This is a genomic window from Spirosoma endophyticum (assembly GCF_900112365.1).
GTDB lineage: Bacteria > Bacteroidota > Bacteroidia > Cytophagales > Spirosomataceae > Spirosoma > Spirosoma endophyticum.
This window is the reverse complement of the sequence record NZ_FOLQ01000005.1, coordinates 163,912-187,912: the sequence shown is the minus strand read 5'-3', so window position 1 is coordinate 187,912 and position 24,001 is coordinate 163,912. Positions and strand designations below refer to the sequence as shown.

Sequence of the window (24,001 nt, the reverse complement as noted above, 5' to 3'; positions counted from 1 at the left end):
TAACCTACCGATGAATAAGCTAACAGCCCGTTCATCGAAAAATAGAGCTAGCTTTTGTCATATGTGTCTAATTTTGGCTGATTAAGCCATTCACATCACATGTTGCCTGTTGCCGCTCGTTACTACGTATTTTTTATTCTTTTTCCGACTTTTTCATTCGCTCAAACAAATCCTGTTGTGCCTAATACGGCCCAGTCAGGTGTTATTCAGCAGGATACAAGCCGTGAAGAGGCCATTGATCAACGTATCGAAAATGAGCAGGCTGCCAATGGCCAGGCGGTAATTTTCGCACCTTCGCAAAAGCGCAGAACGATTCAGGCTGTTGAAATCAGCGATAAACTTAAGATTGACGGTCGGCTTGATGAGGCTGACTGGCTTCGAGTCAAACCTGCCCGGAAATTTGTGCAGGTCGATCCCAAACAGGGCCGACCTGCTACGTTCGATACTGATGTTTGGGTACTGTATAATCGCCAGTATCTATACATAGCGGCCATTAACCACGACTCACTTGGTCGGCGTGGGTTACGGTCTCCTAACTTCAAGCGGGACTTTTCAAATCAGGCACATGATCTGTTTGGGGTAGTTATTGACGGCTTCAATGACCGGCGTAATGGAGCCACGTTTGCTACAAATCCGTATGGCACTCAACGCGATATGCTTTCGTTCGACGATGTGCTGTACGATATTGATTGGGATGGTTTCTGGAAAGTACGTACTACACGCACCGATTCGGGCTGGGTGGCTGAAATGCAGATTCCCTGGCAAACGCTACGGTATGCCCGCTCAGCCGATTCTACGCAAGCATGGGGAATCAATTTTTTTCGTAATCGGCGGTACTCCAATGAATCGTCGAGCTGGTCCCCTTATCCAAGAGCTTTTACGTCGAGCCGGGTGGCCTATGCAGGTTTGATTACAGGACTGAAACCACCACCGCCTTCGACAAACATTCGTATTCAGCCGTATCTATTGCTGAGCGATGATCGCTATAGCGGTACGGAAGTTGGGTCTGGGCAGGCGGCAAAACTAAAAATCGGTGGTGATCTCAAATGGGCCATCAATCCCAATACGGTTCTCGATCTTACGCTAAACACAGACTTTGCCCAGGCTGATGTGGATCGTCAGGTTAATAATATCACCCGTTTTTCCGTGCTGTTTCCCGAACGACGTGCCTTTTTCCTGGAGAATGCTAGCTTGTTTGGGGCGGGATTACCCGGAAATGCTAATTCGGGCGAGGGCGGTAGTATGGTGATTCAGCCGTTTTTCAGCCGTACGATTGGTCTTGCTACGTTGCCTGATGGTACCAGCACGCCCGTACCGATTGACGCTGGAGCGCGGTTCGTTTATCGGTCGCTTAACCGGAATTATGGCGGTATGGTTATCCGGCAACGCGGTATTCCGGGCAGTCCAACAACGGATTTTTTTGTTGGCCGCTATGCTGAAAACATTGGTCGGCAAAACCGGATTGGCGGACTTTTTACACTGAAAAACGTACATAAAATCGATAGCATTGGAGGAAGGCAAAACGCAACTCTGGCGATAGACGGCTTTTTTCGTCTGAATCAGACTTTATCGTATAGTGTAATGGCCATCGGAACGCTTAGTTCCGGGAGCGCTACTGATCAGGGAATGGCCGCCTACAGTCAGTTAACGTACCGTACCAACCAAATCGTAGCCTGGTGGACAGAGTCGCTGGTGACGAAGAGCTTCAATCCCGAAATGGGCTTTGTATCGCGCAGTGATGTGATCGCCACCACGCCCGGCGCTTATTTAGTGAATCGGGGAAAATGGTTGCCGAAGTGGGTGCGAGGCTTTGAACCCGGCGCATTTTTTGAGTTTTACCACAAAGCATCAACAGGCTATTTGCAGGAAGCGCAGTATAATTTCAACCCAATTTGGCTAACGTTTCAGAACGGAGGAAACATTGGTCTGTTTGCCAATCCAACGTTTCAACGATTGGACGATGGCGATTATCGACCATTAGGCCTCAGTATTGCATCGGGCAAGTACCGCTACGTTCGGTATACGATCATGTTCAGTACTGATCCATCCAAAAAATTGTCCTTCCAGTTTAATGGCGAAACCGGACATTATTACGACGGGCGGCTGAATTATGGTCGGGGTTCCATGGTTGTGGCGCCCATTCCGCACATCTCCTTTACTATGAGCGGTGAGCTGAATGAGTTTAAGAATGTCGGTGGGTATTCGGGGACGATTGGTTTGTATAGTGTTGAAAGCCGGATGGCGGTTAATCCGCGCTTGCAATTGATCAGTTTTTACCAGCGTAATACGTATACCGACAAAGATGTCTGGAACATTCGTCTGGCGTGGGAGCTCCAGCCACTATCGTTTCTGTATGTTGTCTATAACCACGGTGCTTTCGCGGGTTCACTACGTGCCACCGACCGGCAACAGGAGCAGCATGTTATTGGAAAGTTATCGTATCTGAAGCAATTCTAAACCGGGATTTTTGTGATTATTCCGACCGACTATGATTTTGTGGTGATTTGGCTTTCAAAGAAAGCTGGCTAATAAAAGCATAGTCGGTCAGAATAATCACAAAAATTCCGGTGGGGACGCCCGCGCGGTTATATGACCTGCTTCTCAATCAGCAGAATAAACAGGTGAATGACTTTAATGTGAATTTCCTGGATGCGGTCGGCGTAGCCAAAGTGTGGTACCCGAATTTCGACATCGGCTAATCCAGCCAGTTTGCCCCCGTCTTTGCCGGTTAGCAGGACCACCTTCATGCCTTTTTGTCGAGCCGCTTGAACAGCCCGGATTACGTTGGCTGAATTACCGCTGGTGCTTAAGCCTAACAAGACATCGCCTTGGTTTCCTAACCCTTCAACAAAGCGCGAAAACACATATTCATAGCCGTAATCGTTACTGACGCAGGAAATATGGCTTACATCCGAAATCGCAATGGCTGCCAGCGACCGGCGATCATCGCGGTAGCGCCCGGACAGTTCTTCGGCGAAGTGCATGGCATCACAATGAGATCCACCATTGCCGCAGGAAATAATTTTATGCCCACTTTTGAGCGCATCAGCCATCAGCACCGCGGCTTGTTCAATAGCTAGCAGATGATCAGGATTATTAAGGAATGTATCTAAAACGGACTGCGCTTCGGTCAGTTCGTGGCGAATAAGGTCGAGCATAAAAAAGCCTTAGGGCATAAAGATCGTAAGGCATAGGGTGTAAAATTACTAAGGCAGGTCGACTGTACAAGCATTCCTGTGTCGTACGGTTTCTACGTTTCACGGTTCTCTAAAATACCGTGTTTCGATAAGGTAGGTTCCAACGTAGAGCAAAACTCGCAACATTGTTGGTGTAACTATCTGGGCGATACTGACTATCCTGAAACCGATAGAGGAGCCTGCCTTCCAGGAAAATATTGTGCCGGATCATATAGGACGCGCGCAGGTCAGCATACGTAATAACCGATTTGCGGCCTTGGCCAATGAAATTTCCTTCTTCACGAACACGACCATTGTAATCCTTTAAGATATTACCTCCATAGTTGATGTCGGGCGCTGGATCGGCTCCGTACATCATGATGCCGAAAATACCCGTACCCGACAGGCGTCTTTGTTGATATTTGATAATGCCTATGCCTTCCAGAAAATTGCCACCCAACGGATGCGCAAGGGGTTGGTTATAATGCGCATAGTTAGTTTGGCCTGCATTGACGCTTGCCGACGCTTCATGTGCGTAGGTGTAGGGACGTGCCAGATTTAGTTCAGCCTGTAGATCGAGGTTTGGTACATTAAACGCATCAATGTATTTGCCGCCTACCTGTATAGCAAACTTGTTCGTCCAATTACCCTTTCCCTCCCGCAACTGTTTTAGCCGAAACTCGTCGAGCATGATCTGCGTGTAAACCAGAAACTGAGACAGAAAATTTGCTTTAAAATCAATGCCAATAAACGCATTATCGCTGCTTCCCTGGCTTGATTCGACGTAGCGGTATAGAATAATAGGATTCAGATAGCTGAGGTCCAGCCGGTCGCGGCTAAAAACCTCCGCTTCAAACACGCCGAGATTCATGTGATCATTGAGATTGATACTCAGATGGTGGATCGCCATGAACTTCTGCGGAATCAAATGTTCTCCCAGCGGTAAAGGCGCCTGTTTGTTTTGCAACGAAGAAAACAGGTTCGTGTATTGAATGCGTCGGCCTAAACGAGTAGACAATTTCAAAAACAGCGCCGGGGGCGCATTGTCTGATAGCAACAGCGACCGAAAACCGTTACCGAAAAAATTTCGATCATGGCCAAACTGAATGTTAATGACTTTGAGCGTATTGAACGTAATGTACCCCCGTGCCGATAAATAATCGACTCCACCATTAGCGCCAAACGGCTTGACAAAACCCTCGCCTGGTGCCGAAGCCAACGAGTCTCCGGAGTAGGTTCTACCATACTGCCGAACGTATTCTGGGTACGAAGCCTGCGTATCAGAAAAAAACGTGTAAAAGCCTAGCTTGCGCCCAATAGTACCCCGTATTTCCAGACCACGGGTATTGATAAATAGTAAGCGTTGGTTGTTTGCTGACGGATCGTCATGACCCGACGTAGCATCGATTCCGACACCAACATAAAGCACGGGATTAACGTGCAAATCGACATCAGGGGTCTGTAAATTATATAAGTCTGCTTTTTTATGGTAGAAATGCTTCAGGATCGGTTCGCGACTATCGCCCGGTGCCGCTTTGGGCCGCAGATGTTTGGTAAATGGGTCCAACTGTGTCGAATCGTTGGTTTGTAGCCATTCCCAGCTATCATTACGCAAGTAATCAAGATTGAAATAGTCTGAGTCGGAGAGCTCACGCCCCGGATGAGCGAGCAAACTGTCCGTTAACTGGATAATACTCTGCCGGTTATACGGCTTTACGGTACTATGAAAGCCTTCTGCCCATTTATTCTGCCGGATTTCAAGCCGATCAATGAGATGATAATAATCCGCGTTGAGCGGTACAAGAGGGCTTTGTGCCCGAACTGTTAACGAAAGAAATAGAAAACAGAAAACGTAAACGTTGCTGCGCATGTAATTTACCGGCTGTCGACCCAATTATGACTCATTATTCGATGCGATGGGTCAGATGAACCGCTTAAATTAGGAAATTGGTTTGGATATACGCCAACCTTACGGCTAATTTACAGCGAAGAACCCCACTCGCTATGTTCGTTTTTGCTCAGCAATCCTCATTGGCTAATCAATTTATGGCCGAACTTCGCAATGTTTCCATTCAGCAGGATCGCTTGCGATTCCGGCGGAATCTGGAACGACTTGGCGAATTGATGGCTTATGAAATCTCTAAAAAACTGTCCTATCAAAATGTATCCATACAAACGCCCTTAGGCATTGCCAAGACACAAGTGCTTCGTCAGCAGCCAGTTCTAGCTACAATTCTGCGGGCAGGTTTGCCGTTTCACCAGGGATTTGCCAGTTATTTTGACCAGGCCGAGAATGCGTTTGCCGGAGCCTACCGAGGGGCCACTGTAGAAGGTAGCGACGAGTTTGAGATTGCCATGGACTACATTGTGAGCCCCGATTTGAGCGGCAAAGTTCTTATCTTATGTGACCCGATGCTGGCTACGGGCCGTTCGCTCGAAAAAGTGTACCACGCTTTGCTACGTTACGGAATTCCCTCCCAAACGCATATTGCGGCTATTATTGCCAGTCCTGAGGGCGTTCGGCATGTGCAACAACAATTACCTCAATGCCATCTTTGGTTGGGTGCCATCGACTCCCATCTCAACGAGCATTCTTACATCGTTCCCGGTCTCGGCGACTCAGGGGATTTGGCCTTTGGTGAGAAAGTGTAGAAGTCTTCAGTCAATAGTCGCCAGTAATTGACTCAAGACTATTGACTGAAGACTTACGACTATTTTACCTTAAGTCCACCACTTCAACGCCTGGATACTTTGATTTGTCGAAGACAAAAAACGTGTCTGGAACATTTACGTTTGGCGTAAACTTGGTAATCGTGTACGAAGTACGTTTCCCGTCTTTGTTGATTATCAACCAATTGCGGACAGATTTATCCACCTTATCAACAGAAATCTGTACCGTTGAAATAGGGCTTTTGGGACGATTAGGTGTAAGTTCAATTACCTCCAGTGTTCGGCCGCCCTGCTTTTGTTCTTTTAGGAAACGATAAGCGAAGCCACGTTTATAAATCGTATAAATTTGTGTAGGATTGAGTTCTCCGCCAGCTGATCCTTCATAATCCTGCATATTTACTTCGTTCGATTCTTTGATGTAGGTAGCCATCGTTTTGCCGTCTGTAAACACTTCCTGCCCACCCAGCAGAAGTCGGAATTTCTCGTTTTTGACGGTTAAATCACCTTTGTAAGATTCTTTGGCGCCCCCGCCCGCACTGGCATATGTGAAATTTGCCTGGTAGGATTTTAGGGCCTTATACGATTTGCTCATTGCGTCCAGAATATCCTGTGCCCGTTTGTCTTTTTGAGCAAAAGCAGGTAGCGCCATCACTAACGCTAAACTTAGCATCCATGCTATTTTCTTCATTTTTATAGGTATTACTCGTCAATTGAGGTTGTATTACAGCCACTTCGCAGGGCCGTATCGGCTTGTTGTAGAGACTAAATAAAGCCGAAAAAGTTTAATGTTCCTTAACCAATCTTAAATCAACCCATTCGCGGTCTATGCTTTAACGTAGTGGACTAGACGAAATGGCTCGTTAACTAGTTAGGCTATCGTTACTCCTTTAACCGTTTCAAAATTTCTTCCAGATGTTGTAAATCCTGTACCAGTACGTCACGGGCTTTGCTTCCTTCGAATGCGCCAACGATTTTAGCGGCTTCCAACTGATCAATCAACCGCCCGGCGCGGTTGTAGCCCAGTTTAAGTTTACGCTGGATAAGGGACGTACTTCCCTGCTGGTGAATGACAATAAGACGGGCCGCTTCATCGAACATGGGGTCGCGGTTGTCAAGATCCACATCTTTATCATCGCTTTGACCACCTTCGTCACCAACAAATTCGGGTAATGAATAAGCATCGTCGTAGCCGCGCTGGTTACCAACAAACTCACAAATGTCTTCAATTTCGTTCGTGTCTACGAACGGGCATTGTAACCGGATAATATCGGAGTTGGAGGATAGCAGCATATCGCCCATCCCAACCAGTTGCTCGGCACCACCTGTGTCCAGAATCGTTCGGGAGTCGATTTTAGAGGTCACTTTAAACGATAGTCGCGCTGGAAAGTTGGCCTTGATCAGGCCCGTGATAACGTTGACCGATGGCCGTTGCGTAGCCACAACAAGGTGAATACCGATGGCCCGGGCTAACTGCGCCAGCCGGGCAATGGGTTGTTCAACTTCTTTCCCGGCCGTCATCATCAGATCCGCCAACTCATCGATTATCAGAACGATATAGGGTAAAAAGTGATGGCCTTTGTCGGGGTTAAGCCGCCGTTTTACAAATTTTGCATTATATTCTTTCAAGTTTCGGCAACCGGCATCTTTGAGCAGGTTATAGCGATTGTCCATCTCGATACACAACGAATTGAGCGTATTAACAACCTTCTTGGTATCGGTAATAATAGGTTCCTCGGAGTCTGGCAGTTTGGCCAGAAAATGGCGTTCCAGTTTATTGAATAAGGTCAGTTCTACCTTTTTAGGGTCAACGAGCACCAGTTTCAACTGAGAAGGGTGCTTCTTGTAGATGAGCGACGTCAGTAATACGTTTAAACCAACCGATTTCCCCTGACCTGTGGCACCGGCCATAAGCAGGTGGGGCATTTTGGCCAGATCGGCTACGTAAATTTCGTTCGAGATGGTTTTCCCTAATACGATTGGCAGGTCGAACTTGCTATTGCTAAAAATTTCGCTCGTAATAACCGATCGCATGGAAACCATTTCCCGGTTCTTATTCGGAACCTCAATCCCGATGGTTCCCATGCCCGGCATAGGCGCAATGATACGTATGCCAAGAGCCGACAAGCTTAGCGCAATGTCGTCCTCCAGGCTCTTGATCTTGGAAATTCGAACACCTTTTGCCGGTACAATTTCATACAACGTAACGGTTGGCCCGATGGATGCCTGAATGGAATCAATTTCGATGCCGAAGTTACGTAGCGTATTTTCAATCTTCTCTTTGTTGGCGGTCAGTTCATCATCCGAAACCGACGCTTTTCGACTGTTCTGATAATCGGTTAGTAGTGAATTGGTTGGGTATTGGTATTGCGGCAGGTCGAGGGTTGGGTCGTATAAACCATGCAATGCCACCAAATCATCATCCTCAAATGGATCGGGTTCAAACGTTGGGGCAGGTGTTGCGCCAAGTTCTTCGGGATCAGCTACCGAATCCTCAAAAACCGCGTCGCGGTTTTTGATCGTTAAGGTAACGCCTGTACTTTGGCTGATGGCATCGGCTGTTGGTGTACTGGTAGCTACAGGTACGGTATGGTCATAAGTCGGGGCTGGTTCTGTTGTTTTATCCTGGTTAGCAGCCTTCGAAGGAATTATTGGCTCTGGTTCATTATCTTCTTCCTCAGCTTCAAGTTCACTTTCTTCATAGGTATGCAACGTACCATCAGGCCGTTTTGGAGACCGGGGACGACTTAGCGCTGAGACATCTGGCATCTTTATATTTCTTACATCGAAGAAATAGACAACGAAAGCGAAAAGCAGAAAAGCAATGAAGGCCAGATTGCCCCAACCAAAGAGGCCATATAAAGCAACGTTTAGTTCGTAGCCAATACCTCCGCACCATACACTGGACGTTTCGGCAGAGTTCGTAACGAGCACGATATACCCGAGCAAAAGGCTAGACCAAACAGCACTGAACAGCAAGGCCGCCGTTGTTCGGCTCAGGGGCAGTAATTCTTTTCCAAAGGTCAGTTTATATCCAGCCAGAAATACAATGATTGGCAAAGCCAGTGCACCTACGCCAAACCATCGAAAAACAAACGCATGGGCCACATAAGCACCAACGAGTCCAACCCAGTTACGGGTTTCGGTGGCTGCTTCTGCCAGCGGTTCTGAAAAAGCGGCTCCCACTACACTTTGATCGGCTGGCCCATTCAGCAAATAGGATACACAGGCGACCAGCAACCCTACGGCTAACCCCATCAGCAAAACGCCGAGGGTCAGGGTTGATCGTTGGTCGGTAAACCAGCGGTCAATAGCGGTTCCCCAATTAAAGGATGGGCTGCTGCTACGACCGGTTGAGGCACCGTTGTTTATTCGGGGACGGGGCTCAGTACCATTTCGGTCAGCATTTCGTCGGAGTGTATTTTGGCGTGGAGATGTCGTCGGTTGTGCCATGCGTTGAAGTAGTACTTTAAGCAGCAGGGGTAAATTTCCTACTTTTTAACGAGAAACTACGTAGAAACGCATGAAAAACGAGCGTAGAAATGCAACAAGTTTTCAGTTCGTTACTATGGGGCCAGGTTCATGTGATAAATCACCGGATCAGACGCTTTTGAGCCACTAGCCAAACCTATCGTGTAGAGACGTAATAGGTTACGTTTTCACATATTTTTCAACAACCCCTGGTTGATTCGTTTTGCCAGTGCGGGGCCTTCATAAATAAAACTGGTATAGACCTGCACTAGGCTTGCGCCCGCTCGGAGTTTCTCTTGGGCGTCATCGGCTGAAAAAATACCACCTACACCAATAATTGGGAAGGCGCCACCCGATTGCTGATGCAGATATCGAATCACCTCCGTTGCCCGTTCACGTAAGGGGCGACCACTGACACCGCCTGCACCAATTTGCTCGACAAGGGTCGAATTAGTAGTTAGGCCAGCGCGGTTAATAGTTGTATTCGTGGCAATAACGCCGGCAATTTTTGTGTCGGCGACAATGGAAATAATATCGTCTAACTGGCCGTTGGTCAGGTCGGGGGCAATTTTCAGTAAAATGGGCTTAGGGATGCTACGTTGGCGATTTTCCTGCTGGAGGGCAGTAAGGAGATGGGTTAACGGGCCCCGTTCCTGTAAATCACGAAGACCGGGTGTATTAGGCGAACTGACATTAACCACGAAATAATCGACCGCATCAAATAATTCACGAAAACTGCTCAGGTAATCACTCAGGGCATTTTCGTTAGGCGTGTCTTTATTCTTTCCAATATTCCCCCCAACAATTACCTGCCTGTTGCCCCTATTCTGTGCGAAGTTACGCAGCCGCCCGGCCGCCGGGCCAGCCCCCTTGTTGTTGAACCCCATGCGATTGATCAACCCTTGATCAGCCTTCAGCCGGAAAAGTCTCGGGCGTGGATTGCCCGGTTGCGGTCGTGGGGTTACGGTGCCGATTTCAACGAAGCCAAAGCCCAGATCACTCAGTTCACTAATTAGTTCGGCATTTTTGTCGAAACCAGCCGCCATACCAACGGGATTCGGAAAGGTTAGCCCAAATACGGTTCGAGCTAACCGTTTGTCCTCCACTACGTATAATTTCCGGCAGAGCGCTGAAATGCCGGGAATGGCAAGCGCGAATTTTAGTAAAGTTGAAACCGTATGGTGAATGGTTTCAGCATCGAAACGGAACAATAATGGGAGGATAATTCGCTTGTACATACCCGCAAAAGTACGCCTATAAACCTATAAGGTTAAAAAAAGCTTGTGGGTTTAACCAAACAAGTCCGACGACAAATACCGATCACCCCGATCGCAAATGATGCAAACGATCACGCCAGATTCCAGTTCCTGCGCTAACTTAATGGCAGCATGGACGGAGCCACCGCTGCTCATTCCCGCAAAAACACCTTCAATGTTTGCCAGTTTACGTGTCATCGTAGTAGCTTCATCGGCCGAAACTTCCATGATACGATCAACCCGTTGCGGTTCAAAAATTTTAGGCAGATATTCTACTGGCCACTTCCGAATGCCCGGAATCGAGGAACCATCCGTAGGCTGGCAACCAACAATCTGTATCGCCGAATTCTGTTCTTTCAAATAGCGGGAGGTTCCCATAATGGTGCCCGTTGTGCCCATTGAGGAAACAAAGTGCGTGATCTGTCCCGACGTATCACGCCATATTTCGGGACCAGTGGTTCGATAATGTGCCAGATAATTATCTGGATTGGCAAATTGATTGAGCATTAGATAGCCGCCTTTGAGCACTTGCTCATCAGCGTAGTCGCGAGCGCTTTCGATTGTATCGGTTAGTGTAACCTTTGCGCCGAAAGCTTCCATTGTCAGAACACGCTCGCGGGTAGAGTTTTCGGGCATTACTAACTCAATGGGAATGTCATAAAGTCGGGCAATCATCGCCAGCGCAATACCCGTATTGCCACTCGTCGCTTCAACGAGCGTCATGCCTGGTTTTAGTTCACCTCTGGCCAGGGCGCCCTGAATCATGCTGACCGCGGCACGGTCCTTTACACTTCCACCGGGATTATTACCTTCGAGTTTGCCGTATAATGCTACGTTAGGATTTGGATTTAGGCGGTTCAATTCAACCAGGGGGGTATTACCGACTAAATCGAGCAGGGTTGCCATGCTGATTCGTATAAACTTGTTTTGAATTGTCAAGGCTAAAGCTGTCCAATAAGTTCGCCCGTAGTTTTTTGTTCTTGCAAAAAGGGTTGCCAGATTGAGCTGTTTTAATCAAACTCAGGCTGCTTTCAGTAAGTAGATTTTCGCTGGCTTTACTTTTTTATGGTAGCTAATTGCTTGACAATGAATTTTATGCAAACTTGCTATCTGAGAATATAGAAGTTATTACCCATTACGTTAAGTTACTTCATATCCTCTTTATTCACACCCTTTAATTACTTAATCAGAATGAAAGTAACTCTATTGGCCAAACCGCTCACGAACGTTTATGTTGAACAAATTGCCGGTCAGTTCGACATGCCTGATTTAACGCTTCCGTTTTGGGGAAGCCGTAAAAAAATGCCGATGCACCGCATTGTGCGGTTAGAAGGTGAAGGAAACTATACCGTCTTTCACTTTGCCGATGGAAGTCAGTTGATGGTGTCGCTTACGTTGAAAAAAATGGAAAGCCGATTATCGCCTAAAGTATTTGTCCGGCCTCATAAGAAGAGCATTATCAATTTATTGTATCTGGAAAGTATTCACCCAGACAAGCAGCAGTTAAGTGTAAGTATGGTGAATGGGGATCGTGTAGAAGTGTCTCGTCGAAAGGCGAGTCGATTCATCAAGCAAGTAAAAGGGTTTCAGCAGGAGTTGATGATACTGGACTCGAAGCCAACTGCGCCGGTCGTGCTGGTAGCGTAACGTCTTGCCGTGCCAATAAAAAGAAGCCGTCTCACAGTTTAAAGCTATGAGACGGCTTCTGATTTTAAACAGAATTTACTTCTTCAATTTCTCTAATTCCTCATCTCGCAAAGGTCGTCGAAGAATTTTGCCTACGTTAGATTTTGGTAACTCGCTGCGAAACTCAATAGCGCGCGGTACTTTGTAAGGCGTCAAATTTTCCCGGCAATACGCTTTTATCGTTTCGACGGTCAGGTTAGGGTCTTTTTTAACGACAAAAATCTTTACGACCTCAGTGGATTTTTCGTCGGGAACGCCAATACAGGCTACTTCCAGTACACCAGGGCACTGCGACACAACCTCCTCAATTTCATTGGGATAGACATTAAATCCAGACACCAGGATCATGTCTTTTTTGCGATCAACGATTTTGAAGAAACCATCTTCATTCATGATGCCGACGTCGCCCGTTTTAAACCAGTCGCCGAGCATGGATTTTGTTGTTTCTTCGGGCCGATTATAATAGCCTTTGAAAATCTGTGGGCCGCGTGCTACGATTTCTCCGGCTTCGCCAATGGGTGCGTCAGTACCGTCATCGTGAATAATCTTCATCTCAGTACTGGGCCAGGGAATGCCAATCGTTCCGACGCGCACCGTGCCATCAGTCGGATTTGAGCTAAGCACGGGCGATGTTTCTGTCAGGCCGTATCCTTCACAGGGGGTATTACCGGTGAGTTTGGACCACCGTTCTGCTACGGTTGTCTGGAGCGCCATTCCGCCTGCCGAGGTAACCTTCAGATAACTGAAATCGACTTCGCCAATGCGGGGATGATTCAGCAAGCCGTTATACAGGGTATTAACGCCTGTGAAAGCTGTGATTTTATACTTCTTCAGATCATCAATGAAAGCGTTCAAGTCACGCGGATTCGTGATGAGCAAGTTCATCGCTCCACTTTTCAGGGCGGCTAACGCGTTCGTTGTCAGTGCATAGACGTGATACAGCGGTAAGGCCGCAACAATAATTCCTTCGCCGTCGGGCACACCGCCCGGTTTCATCCAATAATGCTGTCCTTCCACATTCGCGATAATGTTGCGATGGGTGAGCATAGCGCCTTTTGAGACGCCGGTTGTTCCACCCGTATATTGAATAAAGGCCAGATCCGTATTTTTGATCGTTACGGGTCGGAAAGGCTGCGTACTTCCTCGGCTGAGGGCATCGTTAAATGAAATGGCATCAGGCAGGTTATAGGCAGGTACCAGCTTCTTAACGTATTTGACAACAGCATTAACGATTTGTTTCTTGGGGAAGCCCAGCAAATCGCCAAGTTGCGTGATCACTACGTGTTTAATCTCTGTTCTATCTATAATTTTTTCCAAATGACTGGCAAAGTTGCTTAGAATCACGATGGCTTTCGTACCAGAGTCTTTATACTGGTGCTGCATTTCGCGGGGTGTGTAGAGTGGATTGGTATTAACTACGGTTAATCCCGCCCGCAACGCACCAAACATAGCCACTGGATATTGTAACGTATTGGGCATCTGAATGCCCAGTCGATCGCCTTTCTGAAGTCCCAGATCATTCTGCAAAAACGATGCAAATTGTTCGGATAATTTATCTAATTCACCGAATGTTAGCTGTTTGCCCATGCAGGCATAGGCTGGTCGATCCCTAAATAGTCGACATCCTTCCTCAAACAGTGCAGCCAGCGACGAATACGCATCGGGATTAATTTCGTCGGGTACCTCTTTGGGGTAAAACCGTCGCCAGGGATATGGATTTAGGGTTGCTTGCGTCGCCATGTGAGATTGTAAAGTTTAAAGCAAAAATAAAATAAAAACGAGAAAGGTCTCGGAGAAAAAACGTAAATCACGTGCCATCTGGCAAGAATAGGTATAAAAAATTATGCCTAAAAGGGGCAGGTTCTGTAATGCTTCGCAGAGAAGGGTAATCTTTTCAGGGCAACAGGGCTTTTTACATGACCCGGCAACTAAAGCCGGGTTTCATCGTCAGTGATGCCGGGTGCCAACAGTAGTGGGTTTTGTAAACGTATCAAAAATAATTACGAGACCAGCCATATTTCGTTCGCAAGACTAGCCGGGTGGATTCACTGAACGCGAAGCGTAAGGGCATAGAGTCAATGGTATAATTCAGCCTCACCTTTCGACAGAAAACCATCTCGCTAATGATTGAAGAAGACGTACTACTCACCAAAAATGCCGATGAGCTAGCTCATCGGCATTTTCGTTACTAACAGAAGAATGTGGTTGTTATACCGATCAATTGTTTTGAAAGCTTGCCCACTAAAACGTTCTCCCAAATCATCAATTTATAATAAGCTGGTTTATAGCAATCACCATGGACTGATCCCCGTTTCTGGTACGTTGTCATCGCTAAAGAATTGACCTGTCGGAGCATCTGGACCTAACAGGGCTGCTTTCACCACCCTGGCAGCGGCATCTGGCACGGTTCCGGGGCCAGAGTGATTGTTAAAATCGGTAGCGGTATAACCTGGATCAACGGCATTTATTTTAAAGGACGTATCGCGCAAGTTATAAGCCAGCACAATGGTATAAGCATTAAGGGCCGCTTTGGAGGCAACATAACTGGTTGGCTTAACCTGGTAATGTTTCCATGAAGGGTCATTGTGCAGGGTGAGCGAGCCCAGACCTGAGGTGACGTTAACGATTCTTGGTTCAGGCGACTGCTTCAGCAGATCTATAAACGCCTGCGTTACTTCGATTACGCCAAAAAAATTAGTTTCAAAAACCTCCCTGAATACGCTGATATCCGTTTCCAATGGCGTCTGCGGCATTGTACCACCGATACCTGCATTGTTAATTAGCACGTCCAATACGTTCGTTTTTTGCCCTAATACCTCGCGGGCGGCCTTTATGGATGCAATGTCATCTACATCAATTTCAATCGGCTCTACCTGAGTTAAGCCCTCTGCCTGTAGCTGGCTAACCGCCTGCTGGCCTTTGTGCATATCCCGGCTGCCCAGGTATACGTAGTACCCTTGTTGTAGTAATTGCCTGGCGGTTTCAAAGCCAATACTTTTGTTCGCTCCTGTTATCAGTACTGTTTTCATAATTAAGTTGTTAACAGAACAAAGCTACCACGCGCTGTGCGCCCGGCTGCAACACATTCTGCGGCATTACTGGTACATTTTACGGATGTTAGTCCGGTAATCAGCAGGAGTCACGCCAGTTTCACGTTTGAAGAACCGGTTGAAGTAGGAAGCTTCTGAAAAGCCGAGGTCGAAAGCGATTTCTTTTAACGACTTATTGGTATGAAAGAGCAAGCGTCGGGCTTCCAGCACCAGTCGTTCATGGATGTGCTTAATGGCTGGTTTGCCACTTTGCATTTTCACCACCTCACTCAAATGTCCGGCAGAAATATTCAGCAGAGATGCGTACTCACCAACCTCATGCAATTCTTGGAAGCACTCATTGATTTTAGCCTGAAAATCCTTCAGTAAAAGCTTATCCATTGACGGGACGGTATCGGTAAACTGCTCTGTATACAGGCGGCTCAGGTACGTCAGCAGCACCGTCAAATAAGCGGCTAGCATACGTTGCTGCCACTCACTAGGGCGTTGATACTCGACATTGATCCTGGCCAGCAGATCCTCCACAAACAGAATATCAGCGTCCTTGAGCAGTAATTCATGGCCATTCTGAGGATTTTGAATTAGCGGCAGCTTGCTTAATGAAGCGTTTTCCTGCAACGACAGAAACTCCTTCGTAAACGCAATCCCCGTGCTCCATAACTGTTCAAACCCTTCCTTTACAATGATTTGATTGGGCCCTGTAAAGTAAATCGTATTGTCTTTGATGATATAGGGTGCCATATCAATCCATTGACGACTGCCCGCCCGCCTGATAAAAACAATCAGGTAATGATCCTTTCGGTGCGGGATAAGAAGATCGGACTCGCTGGGCAAACTGCCTTCAAAATTATAGACCCTAAAATCCCTATTACCCGCTATTTCGTCTGGATCTAGATTATAAACCGGTACGTATTGATTTTCGCTAACCATCTGCATTGGTTAAAATTACGATTTTTACAGCTACAAACGCGTATCGCCAACAGTAGCATCAAGGCTAGCTACGTCTTTACGATAATTGATTGAGAATGAAGAGCAAAACAATAGATCACTGCACAATGATTAAAAAAGCATTACTTCTGGTCGCATTGATTAGCGCTAATCTGATTCCGGGTTTTTCGCAAAATCGGGCGCCAGTGTTACGTCAGGACGTTCCTCTGGATTCTATTCGCCTAAGCGACCCGTTTATTCTGGCCGATAGAAATACATCGACCTACTATATGACCGGTACGGGAGGGATGATGTGGAAAAGCAAAGATTTGAAAGCATGGACTGGCCCTCTCGTCGTCGCCAAGACCGACCCTGAATCCTGGATGGGAAAGAACCCAATGATTTGGGCCGCAGAACTGCATCAGTACAAAGGTAAATACTACTATTTTGCCACGTTTACCAACCGGGATGTGAAGATTGATACGGTCGGCGAGAATGTCATCGAGCGACGTGCCAGCCATGTTTTAGTCAGCGATAAAGCCGAGGGACCGTATGTTCCCATGAAAGACCCAATGTATTTACCCGCCGACAAACCTACTTTAGATGGCACATTCTGGGTAGATAAAGATGGCAAGCCTTATATGATTTATTGTTATGAATGGCTGCAAAATCTGAACGGAACCATGGAAAAAATAGAGCTGAAACCCGATTTAAGTGGTTCGGTTGGCGAAGGAAAACTGCTTTTTCGCGCTAGCGACAGCCCCTGGAGCCGGGAGAATGTGAATGGCAAAGTTGGTCCTAATAAAGTAACGGACGGCCCCTTTTTATTCAATACAGGAACCGGTAGGCTTGGCATGATCTGGACCAGTTGGATCTACGATGTCTACACGCAAGGCGTTGCCTATTCAAAAAGTGGTACGCTGGATGGTCCCTGGATGCAGGAGCCCGATCCAATAACCCCGCCTAACTATGGTCATGGTATGCTGTTTCGTACCCTGAATGGTAAATGGTTGATGTCCGTTCATAGTCATAAGAAGAGTAATGGCCGTACGGTGCGGAATCCTCATTTACTTGAAGTGAACTTTTCAGGCGATAAGTTGATTGTCGGCAAGCCTTATCTGCCTTAGGCAAGAGGGCTTAACCCTACAACTCAGATCTTGATACTGTTGCAAAACGCCTGGCATTGTTAGCTTTGATCTGATGTTCGATGTTTTTTCGACTGAAAATTAGTTATTTGTAAAAATTCAAATCAATTAATTTTAACCATTTGTACATTAATGCAAAACAGCCTATTTATCGGGACTACTCTGGTCGCACTGTCTCTGACCAACACGCTGTTACCCGTCAATACCATTGGCGACTATCCCCAAAATACAGTCATTCGGCATACCGTGGCCAAGGCTACCACCTACACGGTTGATCCGGCCCAAAGTACAATCAGCTGGAACGCCAAAAAAGTTACCGGCGAACACAATGGCGTGGTGAAAATAGCCAAAGGTCAGCTGAGCATGGATGGCAATAAGCTCACGGGTGGCACCTTCGTGGCCGATATGACGACCATGCGCGACGTAGACAAGGGCGAAGCGAATCCCTTTAACGAAAGGTTAGTCAATCACCTGCGGTCGGAAGACTTTTTTGGCGTGGAAAAATTTCCGACCTCGACCTTTAAAATCACCAGCGTAAAGCCTATTGACGGCACCAGAGCTGGCGAACCCAATTATACCGTTAGTGGCGAGTTGACCATTAAAAATATGACCAAACCGCAAACGTTTCCAGCTACGGTGACTCTTTCGGGTAACGTGGCTCAGGCAACGGCTAAACTGACGATTAATCGAATTGATTATGATATCAAGTATCGGGCCGCCATCATCGGCACCGCAGCCGACAAAATCATCGACGACACCTTTGCGCTGGATCTAAAGATGGTGGCCACCAAAACACCATTGTGATTGGAACGGCTGTATTACATCTGACGCCAGACACGTAGTGATGTTGTCAATTGAACGACTGCCGGAATTCCAGAGGAGAAAGGTTGGTTTTTGTCTTGAATAGCTTGCTGAACGACTGAGGGTGTTCAAAACCTAATGCGTAGGCAATTTCACTGACCGACAAATCGGTGGCGGACAGTTTCTCTTTTGCTTTTTCAATCAGCTTGTCGTGTATGTGTTGCTGGGTACTTTGGCCTGTCAATGCTTTGAGCAGGCCGCTCAAATAGGTGGGCGAGATATGTAGGGTTTCGGCAACGTAGTGAACCGTGGGTAATCCTTTTTTCAGCAAATCATCGCTGTTGAAATAGTCCGCAATAATATCCTCCAGCCGACTCAGGATTTTATGATTGGTTATTTTTCGGGTGATAAATTGACGTTGGTAAAATCGTTCCGCATACTTGAGCAACAATTCAAGTTGGGCAATAATGATGTCCTGACTGAACTTGTCAATGTTTGAGTGGTATTCCTGATCAATGATTTTCATCATGCCCGTAATGATCGCTTCTTCTTTTTCGGAGAGAAATAAGGCTTCGTGGACTGAATAATCAAAAAATTCATACTGTTTAATTGCTTTCGCCAGCGATGAATTCCAGAGAAAATCGGGATGGATAAGCAACATCCATCCCGTTCGTCTTATTGTTGACCCTTTTTCTACCTCAATACCAAAAACCTGACCCGGTGAAATGAAAAACATGATACCTTCATCAAAATCATACGCCTGCTGCCCGTATTTAATTTTGGCATTGAAACCCCGTTTCAGTGAAATGGAATAAAAATCAAAGACCATACTGATCGACTCATCATCATGCAACCGTTTGATGGTTTGCATATTGACTACACTGATTAATGGATGCGCTGGTTTAGGAAGCCCCATCAACTGGTGATATTCAGCAATCGTCTTAATCCGATAAAGTTGCGTGGTTTTCATAGTACAGGTTAATTAGTTGGCATTGAAGACCGTAGCAAATTCCTTCGCAAACTCTTCCAACTTCACACTTCCCATCGTCTCTGGCTTGTGCTGATCGTAATCTTCGTGTAATAGACCGCTGTGAGAGGCACCAAACATTTCAACCAGTTGAGTAGCAACGAGTGTAGATATACCGTTCGCTTCCATACCGCTTTGCATTTGTTCGTTGCTGATCGTTACCCATTTCAAATCAGGCTTGCCAATCGCATTGCCCAAAGCCTGAGCAATCTCATTGCAGGTACGTTCGTCACTGGCTACGTATCGTACGTGCTTACCGTTGGTTTGGTTCTCAATCTCATCGGCCGCAGCCACCGCAATGTCTTTGGGCGATACCAAGACGGTCAAATCATCGTCACCATAGTTTGCTGCCATAAAACCCATCGATTTAATCATGCCGACAAACGCATATAAATTATAGTAGATATACGTAGCACGAAGATGCGTAATTGCCTCGACACCTGGCAAGGCATTCAGCGCATTCTCCACGTGGTGGTGACCAACAATCAACCCGGTGCCTTTATCTAAATGCGCCCCGTAGCTGCTGACATAAACTACGCGCTTTACACCCGACTGTCCAATGGCTTGCACAAGAGAATCGCCCAATTTCTCATGACGGACCATCGGATTGGGCACGGCATTATTGGGTGGAATCATGGCGTGAACGACATCTGCGCCGGTAAACGTAGCGGTTAAAAAGTCAACGTCTTCCACGGATCCAATGGCGGCAGTAGCCCCCAGGGCTTCAATGTCTTTTTGCCGTTCAGGATTACTGCTAACAACCGTAACAGAATGTCCTTTTCGCACTAACTCTTGTGTCAATGGCTTGCCAATATGCCCTAACGAGCCTGTTACTACAATTTTCATGTTGCTGTTTTTTTGTTTCTGCAAAGTTCAGCAGCTACTAAAAAGCAGACGTAGTCAAATCTACGGTTATTGTAGTCGAAAGTGAGGGTTAGTTAGCCGGTTGATCGGTACGGGCTGTTTTCATGCTATGACCGCTAGTTTCCAGCTATGTCCATCCATCGTGAGTATTGTGCTGTCGGGATCAGTCTTATTTAAGGTTATTGGTACTTTTTAAAGCCCAGTAAACCAGCACGGGCTGAAAAAGTAAGCGTACAAACCGCTTCTTGTCAGTGTCCAGGCCAAATGCGCTACGATCATTGACGTATTGAGAGATATTGCCGGGAAAAACAGCCGTAAAAAAAGTAGCAGCTACCTTGCCGACGGCCTTCTGATGCTCTTCGTCGGTTAGCACAAGGCTGCTTCCTAACGCAATTTCGGCGATTCCTGAATACACAACCGTATCATCGACCTTTAAGGGAACCCAATCCGGCACCTGTGCTCTGAACGCCTTGCGGGCGAACGTCAAATGGCTTATTCCAGCAAAAATCAGATTGGCTCCTAAAGCTATCCGGGCTATTTTTTTTATGTTTTTCTCGCTCATTGTCGCATCTATTTGATAGGATTAAAGCTAGTGTAACTGGTTTAATCCATATAGGTTTACAGATTAATTGCCGGATAAACGGGCTGAAGCGCCTAATAACTGGTGAATTTGCTCCTCTCCCCAATCTAATCTCAGCAACTTCTTGAGAAGAACTTGTTTCACTCTTCTAAATAATTGAGATCCTTGTTGTGTGTTTCCGGTATGGTCAGAATGGCGTAGAAACCGATGATGAACGTGACCAGGCCGACAACCGCAGCGGCATTAATGGCATCCAGCGATGGCTTTAGCGCTTGATAACTCAGCGTCATAGGAATCAGAAAAGCACGTACCATATTCGGTACGGTTGTGGCAGCCGTAGCCCGAAGGTTGGTGCCAAACTGTTCGGCGCTAATGGTCACGAACATGGCCCAGTAACCATTTCCGAAGCCCAGGCCCAGACAAAGTACATAAAAAACCGTAGCACTTTTGATGCCCAGGTATAAGCAAACGAAGCTGAAGACAAACGCAATCGCCATGAACAGGGCAATCGCTTTTTTGCGCGACGCTAATGCCTGGCTGATAAAGCCGTTGGACAGATCGCCGATGGCCATGCCAATATATAAGCACGTAATGGCTAAGCCCGGCTGAATTTCTTCGGCAATGCCCCATGCTTTACCAAATTCATTACTGAACGACGCCAGAATGCCCGTAACGAACCAGGAAGGAATGCCAACGCCAATGCATTTGAGGTAGCGGCTGAGCCGATCTGCATTTGTAAAGAAGGAAAAGAAATTACCGCGACTAACGTGTTTTTGTTCGGTTATGCGGGTGAACATCCCCGACTCAATGACACCAAAACGTAATAATAACAGGCCAAATCCTAAACCACCCCCTACGAAAAAGGCCATTTCCCAGTTGAACAGTTTAACGGTAAAATAAGCCACTACAGCACCCAGAACGCCAACGCCTGCCACAAGTGAGGTGCCGACAGCCCGTTTTTCTTTGGGTAGAATTTCGCTGACGAGGGTAATGCCCGCGCCCAATTCACCTGCCAGCCCGACGCCTGCCACAAAGCGCATCAGCGCGTAGTACTGAACGGGGTCCATAAACGTTACGTGCTTCACAAATCCGCAGGCAATATTGGCGATGGAGTAGGTAATGATGCTGCCAAACAGCACAGACAGGCGTCCGCGCTTATCGCCAAGGACACCCCATAAAATGCCACCGAGTAGCAAGCCACCCATTTGCCAGTTGATGATACGTCCCCCAACGGATGAGATTTGGTCGGGTGTGAGCCCCAGGTCTCTCAGACTTGGCACCCGGACAATGCCGAAAAGCAGTAAGTCGTAAATATCAACGAAATAACCCAGCGCAGCCACAATGATTGGCAAACCAAATAAGCCGACCGCTGGTGCTGAATCACTGGGTAGTTTGGATGAAGTATCAGGAACAACCATGCGATAGTTGCAAGATGATTAAGACAATTCTTTAATAATACGAAATAGCAAAATAATATTCTGATAAACCGCATGAAAGTATGCTTTAAATGAAAATAAAGAGGCTGCCTCAAAAAGGCAGCCTCTTTATGCAAAGACAATACGCTCTTCATAAATTGTAAAGAGCTTTTAAGCCTTCTTTAAGCGATGCAGGCTTTCGCCCAAGCAGATTTCCCAGATCAGTGCTTACGTCGTCCTCCTGCCCGTTCTTAATATCGGTTAGAAAACCAATAATCCGCTGAGCTATAATGTCGGGTAGGCCACGTTCTTTCAATTGCGTCTCAAATGCCGTTTTTTTCGCAGAAATATAGGGTACCGTTTTGCCGGATAAGTCGGTCAGGGTTGCCGCGACATCATCAAAAGAGTACGACTTACTTCCGGTGAACTGATAGATTCTGTTAGCGCAATCGTCGGCTACTAGTGCATTGGCAATGGCTTCGCCCATATCGCTTCTAAGGGCAAAGGGCACTTTTCCCTGACCCATCGGCAGGAAAATACCCGTTTCGAAAACGTTTCCTCCTACGAATTGCGGAATCGCATCCATGTACAGTACGTTGCGAAAAATAGTATAACTTAATCCACTTTGTTTGATGTAATCTTCGGTCTGAAAATGACCCATCATTAATTGGTTAGCCAACGTACTTCTATTCTTCAACGTCCGGCTGGTGTAAGCAATACACTGAACCCCAGCTTTTTTGGCGGCATCTACTACGTTCTGGTGTTGCTGAAGGCGTTTGTGCTCATCCGTTCCGGCGATCAATAAAACCTTGTCAACTCCCTGCATAGCTTTATCGAGAGAAGGAATGTCATCGTAGGAACCTACGCGGACGTCGACACCTCTATCGATTAAGTCAGCAGCTTTGCTCGCGTCGCGTACCAATGCCACAATTTTATTGGCCGATGTCTTTTTCAATAGATTTTGAATCACTATTGTGCCTAATTGGCCGGTAGCACCTGTTACTAATAGCATAGTTGTGTGTATGTAGAAAGACGATCACGCTTCTTGAAAAGCAGCCGCGAATTCCTTTGCAAACTCTTCTAGTTTTACGTTGCCCATAACGGCTGGCTTATGCAGGTCATAATCTTCCCGAAGTGCCCCACTGTGAATACTGGCCCCCAATTCTACGAAGTTTGCCACAAGAGGGGCTGGCATGCCGCTCTTTGTCAGGGCATCTTTCACTTGATCCTGACTAAAGGTCAGCCATTGCAAATTCGGCTTGCCAATGGCGGCTCCTATGACATGAGCAACTTCGCTGGCAGTACGGTCGTCGCTGGCTACGTAGCGTATGTTCCTGCCTGCAGCCTGTGTCGACAATTCCTCCGCTGCGACAGCGGCAATATCGCTTGGGGCCACCATCACCAGCTTGTCATCGCCACCATAGATTGCGCCCATAATGCCCTGTTCCTTGATCATATCGACAAGACTATACAGATTGTAATAAAAATAACCGGGACGCAGGTGGGTGACAGCTACGTCTGACAGCTCATTCAAAATGCTTTCGGTATGGTAGGAGCCAAGGATAAAGCCGGTGCCTTTGGCTAGATGCGCACCGTAGCTGCTGAGGTGAACCACATGACTTACGCCCGAATTTTTAATGGCTCGTGCATAGTTGCTGCCGATTCTTCTGTAATACGCTACCTGATCGGGTTCAGCGTAGTTGGGCGGTATCATCGCAAATACAGCATCGGCGTCAGTGAAAGTAGAGGCCAGAAAATCAACGTCTTCCAGTGAGCCAATGGCTGCGGTAGCTCCCAGCATTTCAATTGCTGATTGCCTGTCTGGCTTGCTGCTGATTACCGTGACGGCATGACCTTTCTGTACTAACTCCTCGGCCAGTGGCTTGCCGATATGCCCTAACGAACCTGTTATTATAATTTTCATATGTACAGCAGT

At 46.9% G+C, this 24,001-nt stretch carries 20 protein-coding genes; 5 read left to right on the top strand and 15 right to left on the bottom strand.

Annotated features, from left to right (window positions below; all coding sequences use genetic code 11):
• The first annotated feature begins 99 nt into the window (after positions 1-99).
• Complete coding sequence (locus BM202_RS15495; protein ID WP_093827629.1) at positions 100-2,457, top strand: carbohydrate binding family 9 domain-containing protein; 2,358 nt, start codon at positions 100-102, stop codon at positions 2,455-2,457.
• A 128-nt stretch (positions 2,458-2,585) separates the two neighbouring features.
• Here the strand turns inward: BM202_RS15495 and lpcA are convergent, their stop codons facing one another.
• Both lpcA and BM202_RS15485 read right to left on the bottom strand, forming a co-directional pair.
• Positions 2,586-3,158 (bottom strand): D-sedoheptulose 7-phosphate isomerase, encoded by a 573-nt coding sequence (gene lpcA, locus BM202_RS15490; RefSeq protein WP_093827627.1) that lies wholly within the window; start codon positions 3,156-3,158, stop codon positions 2,586-2,588.
• 109 nt (positions 3,159-3,267) lie between these two features.
• On the bottom strand, positions 3,268-5,046 hold the full coding sequence (locus BM202_RS15485) for a hypothetical protein (RefSeq protein WP_093827625.1): 1,779 nt from the start codon (positions 5,044-5,046) through the stop codon (positions 3,268-3,270).
• 134 nt (positions 5,047-5,180) lie between these two features.
• Here BM202_RS15485 and upp point away from each other — a divergent pair, with 134 nt between their 5' ends.
• Positions 5,181-5,828: a uracil phosphoribosyltransferase gene (gene upp, locus BM202_RS15480; protein ID WP_093827623.1), complete on the top strand. Its 648-nt coding sequence runs from the start codon at positions 5,181-5,183 to the stop codon at positions 5,826-5,828.
• A gap of 64 nt (positions 5,829-5,892) precedes the next feature.
• Here the strand turns inward: upp and BM202_RS15475 are convergent, their stop codons facing one another.
• The 4 genes from BM202_RS15475 to cysM all read right to left on the bottom strand — a co-directional run bounded on the left by BM202_RS15475 (position 5,893) and on the right by cysM (position 11,476).
• A complete protein-coding gene (locus tag BM202_RS15475) occupies positions 5,893-6,534 on the bottom strand; it encodes an outer membrane lipoprotein periplasmic chaperone LolA1 (RefSeq protein WP_093827621.1) in 642 nt (213 codons plus the stop codon).
• Between the two features lie 191 nt (positions 6,535-6,725).
• The gene (locus BM202_RS15470; RefSeq protein WP_093827619.1) at positions 6,726-9,296 is read right to left on the bottom strand and encodes an FtsK/SpoIIIE family DNA translocase; all 2,571 of its coding nucleotides are present in this window, start codon (positions 9,294-9,296) and stop codon (positions 6,726-6,728) included.
• Between the two features lie 206 nt (positions 9,297-9,502).
• Complete coding sequence (locus BM202_RS15465; RefSeq protein WP_093827617.1) at positions 9,503-10,552, bottom strand: quinone-dependent dihydroorotate dehydrogenase; 1,050 nt, start codon at positions 10,550-10,552, stop codon at positions 9,503-9,505.
• A gap of 51 nt (positions 10,553-10,603) precedes the next feature.
• A complete protein-coding gene (gene cysM, locus BM202_RS15460; RefSeq protein WP_093827615.1) occupies positions 10,604-11,476 on the bottom strand; it encodes a cysteine synthase CysM in 873 nt (290 codons plus the stop codon).
• 285 nt (positions 11,477-11,761) lie between these two features.
• Between cysM and BM202_RS15455 the strand changes: the two genes are divergently transcribed.
• Positions 11,762-12,217: a LytR/AlgR family response regulator transcription factor gene (locus tag BM202_RS15455; RefSeq protein ID WP_093827613.1), complete on the top strand. Its 456-nt coding sequence runs from the start codon at positions 11,762-11,764 to the stop codon at positions 12,215-12,217.
• A gap of 75 nt (positions 12,218-12,292) precedes the next feature.
• Here the strand turns inward: BM202_RS15455 and BM202_RS15450 are convergent, their stop codons facing one another.
• The 3 genes from BM202_RS15450 to BM202_RS15440 all read right to left on the bottom strand — a co-directional run bounded on the left by BM202_RS15450 (position 12,293) and on the right by BM202_RS15440 (position 16,242).
• Positions 12,293-13,996: an AMP-binding protein gene (locus tag BM202_RS15450; protein WP_093827611.1), complete on the bottom strand. Its 1,704-nt coding sequence runs from the start codon at positions 13,994-13,996 to the stop codon at positions 12,293-12,295.
• Between the two features lie 551 nt (positions 13,997-14,547).
• A complete protein-coding gene (locus BM202_RS15445; protein ID WP_093827609.1) occupies positions 14,548-15,285 on the bottom strand; it encodes an SDR family oxidoreductase in 738 nt (245 codons plus the stop codon).
• Between the two features lie 66 nt (positions 15,286-15,351).
• Positions 15,352-16,242 carry an AraC family transcriptional regulator gene (locus BM202_RS15440; RefSeq protein ID WP_093827607.1) on the bottom strand — a complete coding sequence of 297 codons (891 nt, stop codon included), beginning with the start codon at positions 16,240-16,242 and terminating at the stop codon, positions 15,352-15,354.
• 119 nt (positions 16,243-16,361) lie between these two features.
• Here BM202_RS15440 and BM202_RS15435 point away from each other — a divergent pair, with 119 nt between their 5' ends.
• Together BM202_RS15435 and BM202_RS15430 are read left to right on the top strand one after the other, a co-directional pair.
• On the top strand, positions 16,362-17,360 hold the full coding sequence (locus BM202_RS15435) for a glycoside hydrolase family 43 protein (protein ID WP_093827605.1): 999 nt from the start codon (positions 16,362-16,364) through the stop codon (positions 17,358-17,360).
• A 150-nt stretch (positions 17,361-17,510) separates the two neighbouring features.
• Positions 17,511-18,182, top strand: a complete 672-nt coding sequence (locus BM202_RS15430) for a YceI family protein (protein ID WP_093827603.1) — start codon at positions 17,511-17,513, stop codon at positions 18,180-18,182.
• A gap of 46 nt (positions 18,183-18,228) precedes the next feature.
• Here the strand turns inward: BM202_RS15430 and BM202_RS15425 are convergent, their stop codons facing one another.
• The 6 genes from BM202_RS15425 to BM202_RS15400 all read right to left on the bottom strand — a co-directional run bounded on the left by BM202_RS15425 (position 18,229) and on the right by BM202_RS15400 (position 23,989).
• A complete protein-coding gene (locus BM202_RS15425) occupies positions 18,229-19,149 on the bottom strand; it encodes a helix-turn-helix domain-containing protein (RefSeq protein ID WP_093827601.1) in 921 nt (306 codons plus the stop codon).
• 12 nt (positions 19,150-19,161) lie between these two features.
• Positions 19,162-20,052, bottom strand: coding sequence for an SDR family oxidoreductase (locus tag BM202_RS15420; RefSeq protein ID WP_093827599.1), 891 nt, complete (start codon positions 20,050-20,052; stop codon positions 19,162-19,164).
• Positions 20,053-20,239: 187 nt separating this feature from the next.
• Positions 20,240-20,632, bottom strand: a complete 393-nt coding sequence (locus BM202_RS15415) for a DoxX family protein (RefSeq protein ID WP_093827597.1) — start codon at positions 20,630-20,632, stop codon at positions 20,240-20,242.
• Positions 20,633-20,790: 158 nt separating this feature from the next.
• Positions 20,791-22,068, bottom strand: coding sequence for an MFS transporter (locus BM202_RS15410; RefSeq protein WP_093827595.1), 1,278 nt, complete (start codon positions 22,066-22,068; stop codon positions 20,791-20,793).
• Positions 22,069-22,216: 148 nt separating this feature from the next.
• A complete protein-coding gene (locus BM202_RS15405; RefSeq protein ID WP_093827593.1) occupies positions 22,217-23,077 on the bottom strand; it encodes an SDR family oxidoreductase in 861 nt (286 codons plus the stop codon).
• 24 nt (positions 23,078-23,101) lie between these two features.
• Positions 23,102-23,989 (bottom strand): NmrA family NAD(P)-binding protein, encoded by an 888-nt coding sequence (locus BM202_RS15400; protein ID WP_093827591.1) that lies wholly within the window; start codon positions 23,987-23,989, stop codon positions 23,102-23,104.
• Positions 23,990-24,001 lie beyond the last annotated feature (12 nt).

Bases quoted from the DNA above. Each gene is read 5' to 3' on its own strand.
- upp (WP_093827623.1), top strand. From the start codon at position 5,181: ATGTTCGTTTTTGCTCAGCAATCCTCATTGGCTAATCAATTTATGGCC.
- BM202_RS15435 (WP_093827605.1), top strand. From the start codon at position 16,362: ATGATTAAAAAAGCATTACTTCTGGTCGCATTGATTAGCGCTAATCTG.
- BM202_RS15485 (WP_093827625.1), bottom strand. From the start codon at position 5,046: ATGCGCAGCAACGTTTACGTTTTCTGTTTTCTATTTCTTTCGTTAACA.
- BM202_RS15430 (WP_093827603.1), top strand. From the start codon at position 17,511: ATGCAAAACAGCCTATTTATCGGGACTACTCTGGTCGCACTGTCTCTG.
- BM202_RS15465 (WP_093827617.1), bottom strand. From the start codon at position 10,552: ATGTACAAGCGAATTATCCTCCCATTATTGTTCCGTTTCGATGCTGAA.
- BM202_RS15410 (WP_093827595.1), bottom strand. From the start codon at position 22,068: ATGGTTGTTCCTGATACTTCATCCAAACTACCCAGTGATTCAGCACCA.
- BM202_RS15450 (WP_093827611.1), bottom strand. From the start codon at position 13,996: ATGGCGACGCAAGCAACCCTAAATCCATATCCCTGGCGACGGTTTTAC.
- BM202_RS15470 (WP_093827619.1), bottom strand. From the start codon at position 9,296: ATGGCACAACCGACGACATCTCCACGCCAAAATACACTCCGACGAAAT.
- BM202_RS15400 (WP_093827591.1), bottom strand. From the start codon at position 23,989: ATGAAAATTATAATAACAGGTTCGTTAGGGCATATCGGCAAGCCACTG.
- BM202_RS15415 (WP_093827597.1), bottom strand. From the start codon at position 20,632: ATGAGCGAGAAAAACATAAAAAAAATAGCCCGGATAGCTTTAGGAGCC.
- BM202_RS15495 (WP_093827629.1), top strand. From the start codon at position 100: ATGTTGCCTGTTGCCGCTCGTTACTACGTATTTTTTATTCTTTTTCCG.
- BM202_RS15425 (WP_093827601.1), bottom strand. From the start codon at position 19,149: ATGAAAACCACGCAACTTTATCGGATTAAGACGATTGCTGAATATCAC.
- BM202_RS15440 (WP_093827607.1), bottom strand. From the start codon at position 16,242: ATGCAGATGGTTAGCGAAAATCAATACGTACCGGTTTATAATCTAGAT.
- lpcA (WP_093827627.1), bottom strand. From the start codon at position 3,158: ATGCTCGACCTTATTCGCCACGAACTGACCGAAGCGCAGTCCGTTTTA.
- BM202_RS15405 (WP_093827593.1), bottom strand. From the start codon at position 23,077: ATGCTATTAGTAACAGGTGCTACCGGCCAATTAGGCACAATAGTGATT.
- BM202_RS15475 (WP_093827621.1), bottom strand. From the start codon at position 6,534: ATGAAGAAAATAGCATGGATGCTAAGTTTAGCGTTAGTGATGGCGCTA.
- cysM (WP_093827615.1), bottom strand. From the start codon at position 11,476: ATGGCAACCCTGCTCGATTTAGTCGGTAATACCCCCCTGGTTGAATTG.
- BM202_RS15455 (WP_093827613.1), top strand. From the start codon at position 11,762: ATGAAAGTAACTCTATTGGCCAAACCGCTCACGAACGTTTATGTTGAA.
- BM202_RS15445 (WP_093827609.1), bottom strand. From the start codon at position 15,285: ATGAAAACAGTACTGATAACAGGAGCGAACAAAAGTATTGGCTTTGAA.
- BM202_RS15420 (WP_093827599.1), bottom strand. From the start codon at position 20,052: ATGAAAATTGTAGTAACAGGCTCGTTAGGGCATATTGGCAAGCCATTG.